The following is a 13,928-nucleotide window of genomic DNA, read 5'->3' as shown; positions in this document are numbered from 1 at the left end:
CATATTGAAAGGAATTGAGCTATTTGATCACCGCTAAAGCACCAGGAAAACTTTATATTGCAGGAGAATACGCAATTGTTGAACCTGGATCACCAGCAATTATTGTTGCTATTGATCAGTTTGTAACTGTAACAATTAAAAAGAGTAAAGAAACAGGTAGTATTTCATCTAAACAATACCAAGAAAATTCTTTATCTTGGTATCGTCAAGGGACAAAAATTATTTTTGATAATCGAGATAACCCCTTTCACTACATATTATCGGCGATTCATTTAACCGAATTATATGCACAATCCATCGGAAAACAGATGGTTAATTATCATGTCAATATTGATAGTGATTTAGATAGTACTGATGGTAAAAAATATGGTTTGGGCAGTTCTGCTGCGGTTACCGTAGCAACCGTTCGTGCCGTTTCACAATTTTATAATTTAAAATTAACGGATAACGCTCTATTTAAATTATCAGCAATGGCTCACCTAGATGTTCAAGGAAATGGTTCACTCGGAGATATTGCCGCTAGTGTTTATGGCGGATGGATTGCTTATTATTCATTTGATCGAGAATGGTTAAAAATTATGAGACAAGGTACGCCACTAACCGAACTTTTATCTATGGATTGGCCTATGCTTTCTGTCCAACGCCTACCGCAACCTAAAGATTTAGAATTATTAATCGGTTGGACTGGCTCTCCAGCTTCAACTTCCATTTTTGTTGATAAGATGGCCCTTTTTAAAGCAAAACAAAAAAAGACTTACTCTGAATTTTTAGAAGATTCAAAAAAATGTGTCACTGCAATGATTGATGGCTTTAAATTAAACAATTCCATCATTATTCAACAAGAAATTACAAATAATCGAATGATTTTACAACAATTAGCCGATGCTAGTCAGGTAATAATTGAAACCGAATCATTAACTTCCCTTTGTAATTTATCAGAATCCCAACATGCTGCCGCAAAAACATCAGGTGCTGGCGGTGGTGATTGCGGTATTGCATTAGCAACCTCTGAAACAAATCGTACTGAATTATTTAAAGATTGGGCACAAAATGATATTCAACCTTTGGATATCAAAGTGACCTTATAGGATAAGGAGTTTTTTATGATTAAAGACGATAATTTAATTCAAAGTCACAGAAAAGATGAACACGTATTTATCGCCGAAAAATTATTCAATACGGAATCAAAAAATCAATTGAATGAGATCAAGCTTATTCCTTCAAATTTACCTGAACTTTCTATTAATGATATTCAATCTAGCGTTGAGCTTCCAAATTTCTCGTTTCAATCGCCCTTTTATATTAATGCTATGACTGGTGGCAGTGAACAAACGGGTATTTTAAATCAACAATTAGCCGAAGTTGCAGCTATCACAAATACACCAATCGCGACAGGTTCTCAAAGTATCGCCTTAAAAGACCCTTCTAAGGCTCATACATTTAAAATACTTCGTGAAAAGAATCCAAATGGTCTCATTTTTTCTAATTTAAGCGCCAATGCAACACTAGATCAGTCAAAAAGAGCCGTTGATATGATTGAAGCAAACGCCCTACAAATTCATATTAATGCCGCTCAAGAAATTATTATGCCAGAAGGTGAACGTGAGTTTTATTGGTTGAAGAATATTGAAACAATCGTAAATAAGCTTGAAGTACCCATTATTGTTAAAGAAGTTGGTTTTGGGATGTCTCATAAAACGGTTCAACAATTAGCTGATATTGGTGTACGTTATGTTGATATTTCTGGTCGTGGCGGCACAAATTTTGCCATGATTGAAAACGAACGTAGACATGCTAAAGATTTCTCCTTTCTAGAGGATTGGGGCTTAACTACAGCTGAAAGTCTCATTGATACAAAATCTCTGCAAACAGGCTTAACAATTTTTGCCTCTGGTGGTATTCGTACCCCATTAGATATTGTTAAATGTCTCGCTTTAGGCGCTAAAAGTGTTGGTATCTCTGGTGCATTCTTACACATTCTCAATAAACAAGGTCAAGATGCGCTAACAAATACCATATCAGATTATCAATCAAAAATTAACATGCTTATGCTGTTACTTGGCACCAAAAATTTAAGTGATTTAACAAAAATTAGAATGATTTTATCACCTGAGTTACAAAATTTTAAAAATCAAATATAATCATGTTTACATAAAAAACGCCAAATCAGTTAGATAATGAATCTAACTGATTTGGCGTTTTTATTAATTATTACGTTTATTAACTCTTCTACGGATAACAAAGTAGAAAACAACGGAAGCAACGATAAATAGAGTACCTTCGAACTCATACAGAGCTATCATATTTGTTTTAATCGAAAATTGTGACTGACCAATCGCAGTTCCTATTAAGCCACCAACTAAGAATGATCCCATGTAAATTAGCAAGTTATTCCAAATAATAACTTTTTTTGATTGTTTGATAAATTTCTGATTACGAATTTGTTTACTAACACCAACAATCCAAATATAAGTTGCGACCATAACACTAGCAATAACAGCCATTAAGCCCACCGCTTGTTGCCAATGTCGACTAATCCATGAGTTATTAGTTAAAATTAAATTATCATTAACCTGTTTGGAAACTGTTGTATTAGTTAATTCGGTCGTTAACACATTCTTAGTCACGACATGCTTTGAATCAAGAATAATATTTGTATTATTTGCCTTCAATTTACTTATGTCTGCAGTTGACATTGCAATAAAAATTTGATTATCCAACTCAGAATTGTATTTATCACCCATAATACCGATGACAGAAACGTATTGCCCATTTAATTTATAATACTGCTGATGAAATGGCGAGTATAATTTTTTTTCAATATTTCGACCAACTACTGCTACCGGAACTTCAGATAAAAAATCATTATTTGAGAAAAAAGTTCCAGAAACCATTGGTGGCTTATCATAACTACCCTTCGCATAAAAATAAGAAATATTTTTTTTGTTTTTTACTTGATAATGAATTTGAAAATCAGAAATTTTTTCTGATTTTGCTAACGTTGTATTATATTTATCTAAATTTTGTTCTTTTGTTTTAAGAACATATGCATTTTTAGATAGATTATGATTATCTAATTTTGTGATTAAATCTTTTTCCTGCATCTTAAAAAATAAAAATGTGGTAAAGAATGTAAGTAGTAAGATAGCTACTATAAATATGTATCTTCTTCGCATCATCAATTTAATTTCCCCCTAACTTTTAATGGACACCGAGTGCCATTTTTGCATACCTAGACATACGTTCAATTGACCAGGCTGGACTCCATATAAATTGTACAGTTACTTTTTTTATTTCTAGCACTGGCTTTAACGCATCTTCGACTAAATCAGATAGAACACCTGTTAACGGGCAACCCATAGTGGTTAAAGTCATTTGTACATTACAATTATTGTCATTGTCTAATTCAATCTCATATACTAAACCTAAATTAATAATATCCATATCCAATTCAGGATCCATCACTTTTTCTAAATGTGTCAAAATATCTTGCTTAATTATTTCTGCACTTCGTCTTTCACTCATAGGATTAATCCTCTCTTGAATAGCTAATATTACTAGTTTATCGTTTCTATTTTAGCATTGCAATCTATTGTTTTAATGTTACTGAACTCTTTACTTTTTCTAAAAAATAATGTTATACGGCGCCAAAGTTACTATGAAGCCGGATTAAATTAAAGATACGATTTTATAACAATAGATAAAAAAAGGTTAAATACGTTTGAATACTGCATACTCAAATGCTATCCTGAACTAACTAAGATAAAAAACTGTAAATCTTACTACACATAAGTTAAGTTGATGGAGGAACAATAACGATGAACAAAAAGTTAATTACAATTGATTTAGATGGCACAACTTTAAATAATAATGCAGAAGTTAGTTCAACAACAAAAAAAGTACTTACTCAAGCAACAGCTGAAGGACACATTGTCAGTATTGTAACGGGACGCCCATATCGTATCTCAAAACAAATTTATGATTCATTAGGGTTAACAACTCCAATGATTAATTTTAATGGTGCCCTGGCACATATTCCACATAAAAATTGGGATAAATCATACGAATATACAATTAATCGAGATATTGTTTTTGATATTCTTAACGCTAGAAAAGAATTAGGTATTAACATGTTAGCAGCCGAAGGAAAAAATATGTTATTGGCTGACAATGCAAGTCAGCTAGTGAAAGGCTTTTTCCCACAAGTTTTAAGATCAAATCAAATTCTTAATAAACAAAATTTACAACATGATCCGACATCAATTACGATGTTTGTCGATCAAGATAAAAAACAATTAATTACATCTAGACTACTTGAAAAATATGGTGATGTTATCGAAGTCAACACTTGGGGCGGACCAAAACCTGTTCTAGAAGTTGTTTCAAAAGGGATTCAAAAAGCAATTGGTGTTTCTTATCTAGCAGATTACTATGGTATCTCTCAAAAAGATATCGTTGCTTTTGGTGATGAAAGTAATGATAAAGAAATGCTTTCATATGCTGGCTGGGGTGTGGCAATGAAAAATGGTACTTCTGAAATTAGAGGTCTAGCCAATGATGTTACCTCTTTAAATAACCAAGAAAATGGGCTTGCTCATTACTTAAAAAATTATTTAAATTTAGCTAAATAATCGTTAATTAGTAACAGATCAGTAATGGTCTGTTATTTTTTTATAAAAAATGACTTCTGGAATATACCAGAAGTCATATTTAATGATATTTATTTTTCGTCGCTTTTTAGAATACCACCGACACTATAACGATCTTTACGCATTTCATTTAAAATTACATGGATATGCTCTGTAGGTGCACCAGTATTTTTTGAAACAGCTTCAGTCACATCTTTAACTAAATTTTTAAGTTGTTCTTGTGAACGACCTTCAATTAAATCAATATTTATAATTGGCATAACGAATCTCCTTTTTATTTAGTTGATTGCCCTTTTCTTAATAATTCTTGTTGGTCTGAGTTTAGGAAATTGCCTTCAATATCAGCGGTATTAACTAAGTTCATAAATGCATTTGGATCAACATCACTAATTGTCATTTTTAAATTATATAATTCATAACGTGTAATAACTAACATCAAAACTTTACTTTCTTCATTTGAGAAAGCGCCCTTTGAGTCAATAACTGTAATTCCACGAATTAATGATTTTTGGAGCGCTCCAACAACTAAATCTGCTTCTTTTGTAACAATAAATGCTGTTAACTTTTGATGCGATGTATGGATGTCGTCGACAACTCTAGACATAGCATAATTAGAAATAATTGTATACAAAGCACTTTCCCAACTGAAATAAAATCCAGCCGTTAAAATAATAATCATATTTGTTGATAACATTAATGAACCGACTGTTTTACCTGTCGTTTTAGCTAGAACAAGTGCGATGATATCCATCCCACCAGTTGAAAAACCAAATTTTAATGCTAATCCAACCCCAATACCACTTATTACACCACCAAATAATGCTGCCATTAATGGATTAGTTGATAATTGATGAACGGGTAAAATTACCGTAAAGAGAGATGAAGAAGCGACGGTCAGTACACTATAATATGTAAATGAACGTCCTACTTTATACCAGCCTAATATACCAATTGGAATATTTATTAACATAATTAGATATCCAGTACCAATTTTAATATGAAATAGATCATAAAAAATAGCAGAAAGTAATTGGGCAATACCATTGGCACCAGCTCCAAAAATATTTCCTGGAATCAGAAAGAAATTAAGGGATAATGCAATTAATAATCCCGAAAATACAATTATAACTAGTCGTTTATTTTTATCAGAAATTGATAACTTCATAAATCTCCCTCCTATTATATGTGACTCTTTTCATTTTACCTTTTATTAAACAATAATATTAATAAAATGAGTAATCTCTCATTTTAAATTTCTATTAAACTAACCTTATACAGCGTAACCGGTTAAATACGAATATTTATTTACAAATGGCGTTTAAAAATAGCAATTAAATGATAAAATGGTAATATCTAAATTTATTTACTGGGAGGAGAAATATCCATGACGACAGACCCTTTTAATTTTTCAGCATGTACAAGTGTTTTAGCTGGTTCTAAAGCAACTGCAGATGGGTCGACTTTTATTGGCCGTAATGAAGATGCAAAAACAGCATGGCCAAAACATTTTGTTATTCATGCTCATACAGAATTTGAACAATCACCTTTATTTGAATCACCAGATAATCACTTTAAAATGCCATTACCAAAAATTCGTGGTAAATATTCAGCTACTCCTGAATGGACACCAAAATTTGGTGTTTTTGAAGAAGATGGCTTTAATGAATATGGTGTGGCTATGAGCGCTACTGAAAGTGCATACGCTAATAGCCGGGTTCTCAGTTACGATCCCTTACTAACTGAAAACGGAATTGGTGAGGAAGCAATTGTAACAATTACTCTTCCCTATATTCACTCCGCAAAAGAAGGTGTTAGTTACCTTGGATCATTAGTAGAAAAATACGGTTCAAGTGAAACAAATGGTGTCTTGTTCTCTGATCAAAAAGATGTTTGGTATATGGAAATTGCAACCGGTCACCATTGGGTTGCGCAACGTATTCCGGATGATTCTTATGCAGTTGTTGCCAACCAACTAGCTATTCAAGAAATTAACTTTACTGATTCCGCTAATTTTATGTTTAGTTCTGGTATTCAGAAATTTGTTTCTGATAATCATTTAAATAACCAAAAAGATTCATTTAATTTTAGAGATATCTTTGGAACTCATGATCAATCTGATGCCATTTACAGCACACCAAGAGTTTGGTATGGCCAATTACTTTTAACACCATCAGTTGCTTCACAAGATCCTATGAGTATGAATTTACCGTTCATTCGTCAGGCTGATCATTTAATTCAACGTGAAGATTTAGAACAAATTCTTGGCTCACATTTCCAAGGAACTCAATATGATCCGATTGGAACTGGTTCAATCAGTGATAAACATAAATTCAGACCCATTAGTTTAGCAAAAACACAAGAGTCTCATATTTTACAAATTAGACCTGATTTACCTTTTGAAATTGGTGGTATCCATTGGCTATCAATGGGTGTTACGGCTCAAAGTGCTTATGTACCTTTCTTTGCTGGTATTACGGATACACCGGAGAATTATAAAATTGGTACCGATGTATATGATGACAAATCTGCTTACTGGTTATATAAACAATTAGGTATTTTGGTTGATTCACATTACTTAGAATTTAGCTCATTACTGAAAGATCTCCAAAAAGATTTAATTATCCAATTCAATGCCTCCGTAAAACGGATTCAAACAGAGGCAATTTCTAAAAGTGGTACAGACCTAACAGATTTTTTAACTGAAGAAAATCTAAAAATTACTGAAGCTGCTGAAATCAAGGTTAAGGCCTTAATTAGTCAGCTAATTACATTATCAACTGACCTATCACCATTAAATTTTAAAACTGACCAAAACTTATAAATATAAGAAACCGAAAGGAATTACAAAAGTCTTATGGACAAACAAAAGAAAATTTCCCTAACAAGTTTCATTTTAATGATTTTTACAACTATTTTTGGATTTGCAAATACTCCCGTCGCCTTTATTCAAATGGGTTACGCTAGTATTATCTGGTACGTTTTAGCAGCATTCTTCTTTTTCTTACCAACTGCTTTGATGTTTGCAGAATATGGTTCAGCTTTAAATGAATCAAAAGGTGGCATTTATTCTTGGTTAGCTGAATCAATTGGCCCCAAACTTGCTTTCACAGGAACATTTATTTGGCTTTTTGCATGGATTGTCTGGATGGTATCAATTGCATCTAAAGTTTGGATTCCACTTTCAACAATTTTTTCTGGAAGTGATCAAACACAATCTTGGGCTATCTTTGGCCTATCTTCAACACAAACTATCGGTATTCTTGCAATTCTTTGGATTGTGCTAGTTACCTTTGTCGCTAGTCGAGGTATCAGTAGTATTGCCAAGATTTCTTCAGTTGGTGGTATTGCTATTTTAGGTTTAAATGCTATCTTTTTACTATTAAGTATTGTTATTTTAATTGTTAATCATGGTGCACTCCAAGAACCATGGCATGGTATGACAAGTATTATAACTTCTAGAAATCCTAGCTATCAATCACCTATCGCCCTAATTTCATTTATTGTTTTTGCCATCTTTGCATACGGTGGTATGGAATCAGTTAGTGGTGTTACAGATAGTATTAGAAATCCTAAGAAAAATTTTCCAAAGGGTTTAATCATTTCCACTTTATTAATTCTTTTTGCTTACTCAATCTCAATCTTCTTCTGGGGTGTTAGTACAAACTGGAGTAAACTTGGTGGTCAAAATGCCAACTTAGGTAACATCTCTTACATATTGATGGAAAACTTAGGTAATTTTGCAGGTCAAAGCTTTGGTATGAGCGCAAGTGCTTCGACAATTTTTGGTCATACACTTGCTAGAATTACTGGTTTAAGTATGTTCATGGCTTATACAGGTGCATTCTTCGTCTTGATTTACTCACCACTCAAATCATTTATTCTTGGAACACCTAAGGATATCTGGCCAGCAAAAATGACGAAATTAAATAAGCATAGTATGCCTGAATTTGCAATGTGGATTCAAGCTGCCGTCGTTATTGTCATTATCATGGCTGTTTCATTTGGAGGTTCAAATTCAACATTATTCTATTCAAAATTAACGTTAATGGGAAATATCTCAACTTCTGTACCTTATCTATTTTTAATTGGTGCATTTCCATTCTTTAAAAAACGTCAAGACTTAAATCGACCTTTTGAAGTTTATAAGAATAGAACACTTACAAATATTATTACTATTGTCGTCTGGTTAGTTTTAGCCTTTGGAATTATTTTCACTGTTATCAGCGATACATTAAGTAATGCTCTCTGGATGATATCTGGTCCTGTCCTTTCTGGACTAGTTGCTTTCCTTTACTACACACGTTATGAGAGAAAAATTAAAAAATAAACTAAAAAAAATCGTAAACAATTTTTATTGTTTACGATTTTTTATTAGTTTTTAACAAGACTTTCTAAGCTAACATTACCTGTTAATAGTCCTGAATTATCTCCATGTAATGCTAAACTGTTGAATCGTTCATTAACGACAAGTTGCATGTTCTCATCCATATAAGTTTTGCTGTACCCTTTTACTCTAATGGGACCTAAATCTGAATCAATTGTTCCATCATATGCCTTGCTATCGTTCTGGTCATCAATTACTAACATTCTAAAGCTTGAATCTAACGTACATGTTCCTTCATTTGATAAAGCACCAACACCATCGTCAAAATCAAGCAAGATTTCTGAATCATTACCCATAAGTTTCATAATCTTGCTTTTTGCGTCTTCACTTATTTTTAAATACATGAAATTACCAGCTTTCTTATTTAATAATTACATTGTACACCACTGATTATTTTAGACAAGCATGACGACTCAGGTTCATCATGGTATGATAGTTCTAATTAGAAAGAGAGGAATATAATGACCAAAATTAGTATAGTAAACAACTTATTTGATAGTAGTTCACAATTTAAAAGTTCACATTCAATCTTTCAATTTAACGTTAATTCACAACTAAATGAACAAGCAGACGCTCTTTTTCTTTCATACTTCTCAATAGATATCCATGAAAAAATTCTTGAATCTTCTATGATGCAAAAATTACCTATCTATTTATCCAAAGAGGCATTTGAATTAAAACAACAATTTGTCTTACTAGGTAAAATTAGTGAAACACACTTAAATTACAAAATTATTCCGATTAACACCGCACTAACTATTGGAGATTTTACAGTGATTGGTTTTTTATCAGATTCAGTACACACGGGTTCATTAGCTTTTTTAGTAGAAGATGAAAAGCAGAAGTACTCCTTCTTAGCTGGTGATACTCGCTTAGCTGGACCTCATAAAAAGAGAACGAAGAAATGGATTCACGACTTAAACCGACTACCTTTAGATGTTCTAATTTTAAATACTGTCGACACAACAGATACTAATTACTACACTGAAATTACGATTCTAGATCATCTCATTAAACTTTTAAAAGTCGAAGAATTAACTGCTATTAACGTTGCCAACGAAAATCTTTATTTAATTCATAAGTTAGCGACAGTAGCTAACAAGTTAGAAAAAATAATCGTACTAGATAAGCCAACCTCCCAATTATTGACGTATTTTTATCCTGATTCAGAAGTGATTTCATTAAATGATGCTACTTCTGTAGGAATTAAAAGGCATCCTGAGAAATATATCTTGGTAAATATAGAAAATAAGTTAGGCGATTTTAATTTGTCTACCCAAAATAGCTATTCACTGACCGATTTATTGGAAAATAATAAAGATAGTCTCCCAATCAATTCACATTTATCTTCATTAGAAGTACCTGAATTGTTAAATCGATTAACGCATAAACCTAAGCAACTTATATTGATAGACCAAAATTTTAACAATACTATTGTAACTTATTAATATTTATTCTATGGTATATTTATTAATCATTTAAAAGGACGTGAATTTGTTGGTTTTTTCTTATTTTAAAAATCCTAAAAAACATGAATTATTTTTAACCTTCTTATTAGGAACATTAAGTGCTTTTGGTCCATTATCATTGGACATGTATTTACCAGCATTACCAGTTATTCAACAACACTTACATACAACTGCATCGCTTACCCAGTTGACGATTACGACTTGTTTACTTGGATTGGCGCTTGGCCAATTAATAGTTGGACCCTACAGTGATAAAATTGGCCGTAGAAAGCCATTACTTTTGGGACTCATCTTGTTCGCTGTTACCTCTATCATCGCAGCAACAAGTCAGAATATAACAATTTTGGTTATTATCCGGTTATTGCAAGGTTTAGCGGGATCTGCTGGTCTTGTAATCTCTCGAGCAATTGCTAGAGACCTATACACCGGAAAAAAATTAACCAGTTTTTTCTCGCTCTTAATGGCTGTTAATGGAATTTTCCCGATTATTTCGCCCATACTTGGCAGTTTTATTCTAAAATTCACATCTTGGCGCGGTATCTTTGTTATCTTAACTGTAATTGGTTTTCTTTTATTTCTTCTTGTATTAGTGACGTTACCAGAAACTAACCAGATTGTGCCAGAGAAGTCGCAATCAAATACTGGTGATTCAACGAAAAAAATTCTTAAAAGTTTAATTTTTGATAAATTTTTCTTGAGTTATGCTCTAATTCAAGGCTTTATCTCAGGTGCAATGTTCTGTTATATTTCTGGATCATCATTTGTTTTACAAAATCTTTTTGGTCTATCCTCTAATATGTTCAGTTTAGTCTATGCAATTAATGGTTTAGGTATCGTTATAATGTCTCAATTAAGTTCACGAATTTCAGATACTTTTTCTGAACAGACTGGTCTAAAATTAGGTGTTTACCTTGCCTTACTTGGTAGTCTACTATTAACGACCTCATTATTTATTAGTAACTCGTTATTACTAGTGCTCATCAGTTTATTTTTAATTGTTTCAATGGTTGGTATCGTAAATACAACGGCCTTCTCATTAGCTATGCAGAAACAAGGGCAACACGCAGGAAGTGCTTCTGCCATACTTGGTGTTGGTATGAATCTAGTTGGAAGTATTCTTTCTCCATTCGTTGGGATTATGGGGGATCATTCTTATGTTCCAATGACAATTTTAATCTTACTGTGTGAAATTTGTGCCTTGGTCATTTACTTAAATATTTCCACAAAAAAAGCAGAACTATAAGTTCTGCTTTTTTTGTGGAAATATTAGTTTGTATAACGCAAAAACTTAATAATATAACTCTTTAATTATTTATACTAAAGGTGTGACATCTGATTTTGTACAGCTGTAACCTTTATGTAAAATGGGTACTATCTACAAATTGGTACTACCAACCATATTTTTAAAGCTTATTTTATCTACTGATATATATTATTTATTTTCTGTTAAACCCAGTTTTATTTGACATTCTGGACAATATCCAAACGTCTCGACATGTGTACTTTCAATTATATAACCACTTTTATTTTCCGCCTCTTGCTCTGCCTCATGAAAAGTTAATTCTGTAAATATATCTGTTATTTTGCCACAGTTAAGACAGATAGCATGATAATGTGGAATACCAAAATAATCGTAGCGCATTTTACCATCATCGCCATTAGACAATTCTATCACTAATTTTTGAGCAACTAATATTTGTAACGTATTATAAACGGTAGCTATGCCTAACCCTACGCTTCCATCTTTAATTCCGTTAAAAATTTGTTCAACAGATGGGTAGTTATGTTGCGTTACTAAATATTCAAGAATTATTTTACGCTGTGGTGTTATACGTACGCCACGTTCTTTTAAAATTTCTAAAGCCTGGTCAAGATTTTTATCGATCAATTTAACGACCCCCATTTTCTTAATTCACTCTGTTCATTATCTCATATTTCATAAAATATGTGGACTTTATCTATTGAATTGATTTATAATGATTATATATTTAGAATCATTATAACAAAGGAGAGAGAGTTATGTCTAAAAAATTATCTTTATCTCAGAAAATAAATGTTTTAAGAGCTAGTGTTATGGGAGCTAATGATGGTATTCTTTCCGTTGCTGGGATTGTCATTGGTGTCGCTGGCGCTACGAACAATAATTTTTCTATTTTCATTTCAGGTATTGCTGGTATGCTTGCCGGTACTGTCTCAATGGCTATGGGAGAATATGTTTCTGTAAGTACCCAAAAAGATTCGCAAGAAGTTGCTACTGCCAATTCCAAGTACAATCTAAAACATAATTATGATAAGGAATATAATTATGTTTATCAAAAATATTTTAAAACAGGTATTTCTTCATCCTTAGCATTAAAAGCTACAGATGAAATGATGTCGGCTAACCCATTAGATACTATTGTACGTGAAAAATATGGCTTTGATCCTAACGTCTATACGGATCCTTATGCGGCTGCGATTGCATCAATGATTTCTTTTCCGATTGGATCATTGCTGCCCCTACTTGCAATTACTTTATTCCCTGCTGAATTTAAGGTCATTGCCACATCTATTTCTGTCATTATTGCACTAGCTATCACAGGATTTAGTGCTGCAACTTTGGGTAACTCAAATCGGACAAAATCAGTTATTCGTAATATTATTTCTGGTATTTTAACAATGCTAGTCACTTACTTTATTGGTACTTTATTTGCTCATTAGGAAAGGACACTTAATTTCATGACATCTGAAACCAAAATTAAACAAAAAAAATACAAAACAATGGATGAAAAACTTAATTCACTTCGTGCAGGTATACTAGGATCTAATGATGGTATTTTAACTGTTGTAGGTGTCCTGTTCAGTGTTGCAGCAGCTACAACAGATAATTTCATTATTTTCATCGCTGGGTTAACTGATCTAATAGCTTGCGCATTTTCTATGGCAGCTGGCGAATATGCCTCTGTCAGTTCACAAAGTGACACCGAAAAAGCAGCTGTTGCCGTCGAAAAACAGCGTATGATTACGAGTCGTACTGATCAAATTCATGATGTTCAAAATTTTTATACGGCTAAGGGCGTTTCTGAAGAAACCTCTTTTGAAATTGCTACAGAATTAATGCAAAAAAAGCCACTAGAAACGATTATTAATGTTAAATACGGTCTCGAATTAGGACACTATATGAACCCTTGGGATGCCGCTTTTTCCTCACTAATCTCTGCAGCTTTAGGTGGTATTTTCCCACTACTTGCCATTATTATATTACCAAACAATTGGAAAATGATAGGTACAATTATTGCGGTTTCAGTAGCTGTAGCTTTAACTGCCTTTATTAGCTCCAAATTAGGTGATGGTAAAATTAAAGTTGCCATTATACGAAATATTATCATTGGTTTAATAACCATGTTAATTCATTATGGAATTGGCCAGTTTTTTTAGACATATCAT

The 13,928-nt window shown here is 32.5% G+C and carries 15 protein-coding genes; 9 read left to right on the top strand and 6 right to left on the bottom strand.

The window, feature by feature from the left end; genetic code table 11:
• Positions 1-23: 23 nt before the first annotated feature.
• Positions 24-1,088 (top strand): phosphomevalonate kinase, encoded by a 1,065-nt coding sequence (locus AC1RPJ_RS02845; RefSeq protein ID WP_481761406.1) that lies wholly within the window; start codon positions 24-26, stop codon positions 1,086-1,088.
• Between the two features lie 15 nt (positions 1,089-1,103).
• Positions 1,104-2,141: a type 2 isopentenyl-diphosphate Delta-isomerase gene (gene fni, locus AC1RPJ_RS02840; protein WP_481761285.1), complete on the top strand. Its 1,038-nt coding sequence runs from the start codon at positions 1,104-1,106 to the stop codon at positions 2,139-2,141.
• 63 nt (positions 2,142-2,204) lie between these two features.
• Here the strand turns inward: fni and AC1RPJ_RS02835 are convergent, their stop codons facing one another.
• Together AC1RPJ_RS02835 and AC1RPJ_RS02830 are read right to left on the bottom strand one after the other, a co-directional pair.
• Positions 2,205-3,179: an ABC transporter permease gene (locus AC1RPJ_RS02835; protein ID WP_481761284.1), complete on the bottom strand. Its 975-nt coding sequence runs from the start codon at positions 3,177-3,179 to the stop codon at positions 2,205-2,207.
• A 22-nt stretch (positions 3,180-3,201) separates the two neighbouring features.
• Positions 3,202-3,525, bottom strand: a complete 324-nt coding sequence (locus AC1RPJ_RS02830) for a metal-sulfur cluster assembly factor (RefSeq protein ID WP_481761283.1) — start codon at positions 3,523-3,525, stop codon at positions 3,202-3,204.
• 293 nt (positions 3,526-3,818) lie between these two features.
• Here AC1RPJ_RS02830 and AC1RPJ_RS02825 point away from each other — a divergent pair, with 293 nt between their 5' ends.
• Complete coding sequence (locus AC1RPJ_RS02825; protein ID WP_409022582.1) at positions 3,819-4,631, top strand: Cof-type HAD-IIB family hydrolase; 813 nt, start codon at positions 3,819-3,821, stop codon at positions 4,629-4,631.
• Between the two features lie 89 nt (positions 4,632-4,720).
• Here the strand turns inward: AC1RPJ_RS02825 and AC1RPJ_RS02820 are convergent, their stop codons facing one another.
• Complete coding sequence (locus AC1RPJ_RS02820) at positions 4,721-4,909, bottom strand: 2-hydroxymuconate tautomerase (RefSeq protein ID WP_481761282.1); 189 nt, start codon at positions 4,907-4,909, stop codon at positions 4,721-4,723.
• A gap of 14 nt (positions 4,910-4,923) precedes the next feature.
• Positions 4,924-5,814: a YitT family protein gene (locus AC1RPJ_RS02815; RefSeq protein WP_409022584.1), complete on the bottom strand. Its 891-nt coding sequence runs from the start codon at positions 5,812-5,814 to the stop codon at positions 4,924-4,926.
• A 219-nt stretch (positions 5,815-6,033) separates the two neighbouring features.
• Here AC1RPJ_RS02815 and AC1RPJ_RS02810 point away from each other — a divergent pair, with 219 nt between their 5' ends.
• Both AC1RPJ_RS02810 and yjeM read left to right on the top strand, forming a co-directional pair.
• A complete protein-coding gene (locus AC1RPJ_RS02810; RefSeq protein WP_481761281.1) occupies positions 6,034-7,470 on the top strand; it encodes a C69 family dipeptidase in 1,437 nt (478 codons plus the stop codon).
• 33 nt (positions 7,471-7,503) lie between these two features.
• Complete coding sequence (gene yjeM, locus AC1RPJ_RS02805) at positions 7,504-8,976, top strand: glutamate/gamma-aminobutyrate family transporter YjeM (RefSeq protein ID WP_481761280.1); 1,473 nt, start codon at positions 7,504-7,506, stop codon at positions 8,974-8,976.
• A 44-nt stretch (positions 8,977-9,020) separates the two neighbouring features.
• On the opposite strand, the gene AC1RPJ_RS02800 is transcribed toward yjeM, so the two are convergent.
• Positions 9,021-9,377: an iron-sulfur cluster biosynthesis family protein gene (locus AC1RPJ_RS02800; protein ID WP_481761279.1), complete on the bottom strand. Its 357-nt coding sequence runs from the start codon at positions 9,375-9,377 to the stop codon at positions 9,021-9,023.
• Between the two features lie 117 nt (positions 9,378-9,494).
• Between AC1RPJ_RS02800 and AC1RPJ_RS02795 the strand changes: the two genes are divergently transcribed.
• The gene (locus AC1RPJ_RS02795) at positions 9,495-10,481 is read left to right on the top strand and encodes an MBL fold metallo-hydrolase (protein ID WP_481761278.1); all 987 of its coding nucleotides are present in this window, start codon (positions 9,495-9,497) and stop codon (positions 10,479-10,481) included.
• Positions 10,482-10,530: 49 nt separating this feature from the next.
• A complete protein-coding gene (locus AC1RPJ_RS02790) occupies positions 10,531-11,745 on the top strand; it encodes a multidrug effflux MFS transporter (protein ID WP_481761277.1) in 1,215 nt (404 codons plus the stop codon).
• A gap of 189 nt (positions 11,746-11,934) precedes the next feature.
• On the opposite strand, the gene AC1RPJ_RS02785 is transcribed toward AC1RPJ_RS02790, so the two are convergent.
• Positions 11,935-12,390 carry a Fur family transcriptional regulator gene (locus tag AC1RPJ_RS02785; RefSeq protein WP_481761276.1) on the bottom strand — a complete coding sequence of 152 codons (456 nt, stop codon included), beginning with the start codon at positions 12,388-12,390 and terminating at the stop codon, positions 11,935-11,937.
• 131 nt (positions 12,391-12,521) lie between these two features.
• On the opposite strand from AC1RPJ_RS02785, the gene AC1RPJ_RS02780 reads away from it, so the two are divergent.
• Together AC1RPJ_RS02780 and AC1RPJ_RS02775 are read left to right on the top strand one after the other, a co-directional pair.
• Positions 12,522-13,202, top strand: a complete 681-nt coding sequence (locus tag AC1RPJ_RS02780) for a VIT1/CCC1 transporter family protein (protein ID WP_481761275.1) — start codon at positions 12,522-12,524, stop codon at positions 13,200-13,202.
• A gap of 18 nt (positions 13,203-13,220) precedes the next feature.
• Positions 13,221-13,919 carry a VIT1/CCC1 transporter family protein gene (locus AC1RPJ_RS02775; RefSeq protein ID WP_481761274.1) on the top strand — a complete coding sequence of 233 codons (699 nt, stop codon included), beginning with the start codon at positions 13,221-13,223 and terminating at the stop codon, positions 13,917-13,919.
• Positions 13,920-13,928 lie beyond the last annotated feature (9 nt).

This window comes from Dellaglioa sp. CoH-57-MRSF-17, assembly GCF_056782015.1.
The sequence above is the reverse complement of the archived record's forward strand: the minus strand, read 5'-3'. Positions and strand labels throughout refer to the sequence as shown.

Coding starts and splice junctions, on each gene's coding strand:
- fni (WP_481761285.1), top strand. CDS start 1,104: ATGATTAAAGACGATAATTTAATTCAAAGTCACAGAAAAGATGAACAC.
- AC1RPJ_RS02835 (WP_481761284.1), bottom strand. CDS start 3,179: ATGATGCGAAGAAGATACATATTTATAGTAGCTATCTTACTACTTACA.
- AC1RPJ_RS02830 (WP_481761283.1), bottom strand. CDS start 3,525: ATGAGTGAAAGACGAAGTGCAGAAATAATTAAGCAAGATATTTTGACA.
- AC1RPJ_RS02825 (WP_409022582.1), top strand. CDS start 3,819: ATGAACAAAAAGTTAATTACAATTGATTTAGATGGCACAACTTTAAAT.
- AC1RPJ_RS02820 (WP_481761282.1), bottom strand. CDS start 4,909: ATGCCAATTATAAATATTGATTTAATTGAAGGTCGTTCACAAGAACAA.
- AC1RPJ_RS02815 (WP_409022584.1), bottom strand. CDS start 5,814: ATGAAGTTATCAATTTCTGATAAAAATAAACGACTAGTTATAATTGTA.
- AC1RPJ_RS02810 (WP_481761281.1), top strand. CDS start 6,034: ATGACGACAGACCCTTTTAATTTTTCAGCATGTACAAGTGTTTTAGCT.
- yjeM (WP_481761280.1), top strand. CDS start 7,504: ATGGACAAACAAAAGAAAATTTCCCTAACAAGTTTCATTTTAATGATT.
- AC1RPJ_RS02800 (WP_481761279.1), bottom strand. CDS start 9,377: ATGTATTTAAAAATAAGTGAAGACGCAAAAAGCAAGATTATGAAACTT.
- AC1RPJ_RS02795 (WP_481761278.1), top strand. CDS start 9,495: ATGACCAAAATTAGTATAGTAAACAACTTATTTGATAGTAGTTCACAA.
- AC1RPJ_RS02780 (WP_481761275.1), top strand. CDS start 12,522: ATGTCTAAAAAATTATCTTTATCTCAGAAAATAAATGTTTTAAGAGCT.
- AC1RPJ_RS02775 (WP_481761274.1), top strand. CDS start 13,221: ATGACATCTGAAACCAAAATTAAACAAAAAAAATACAAAACAATGGAT.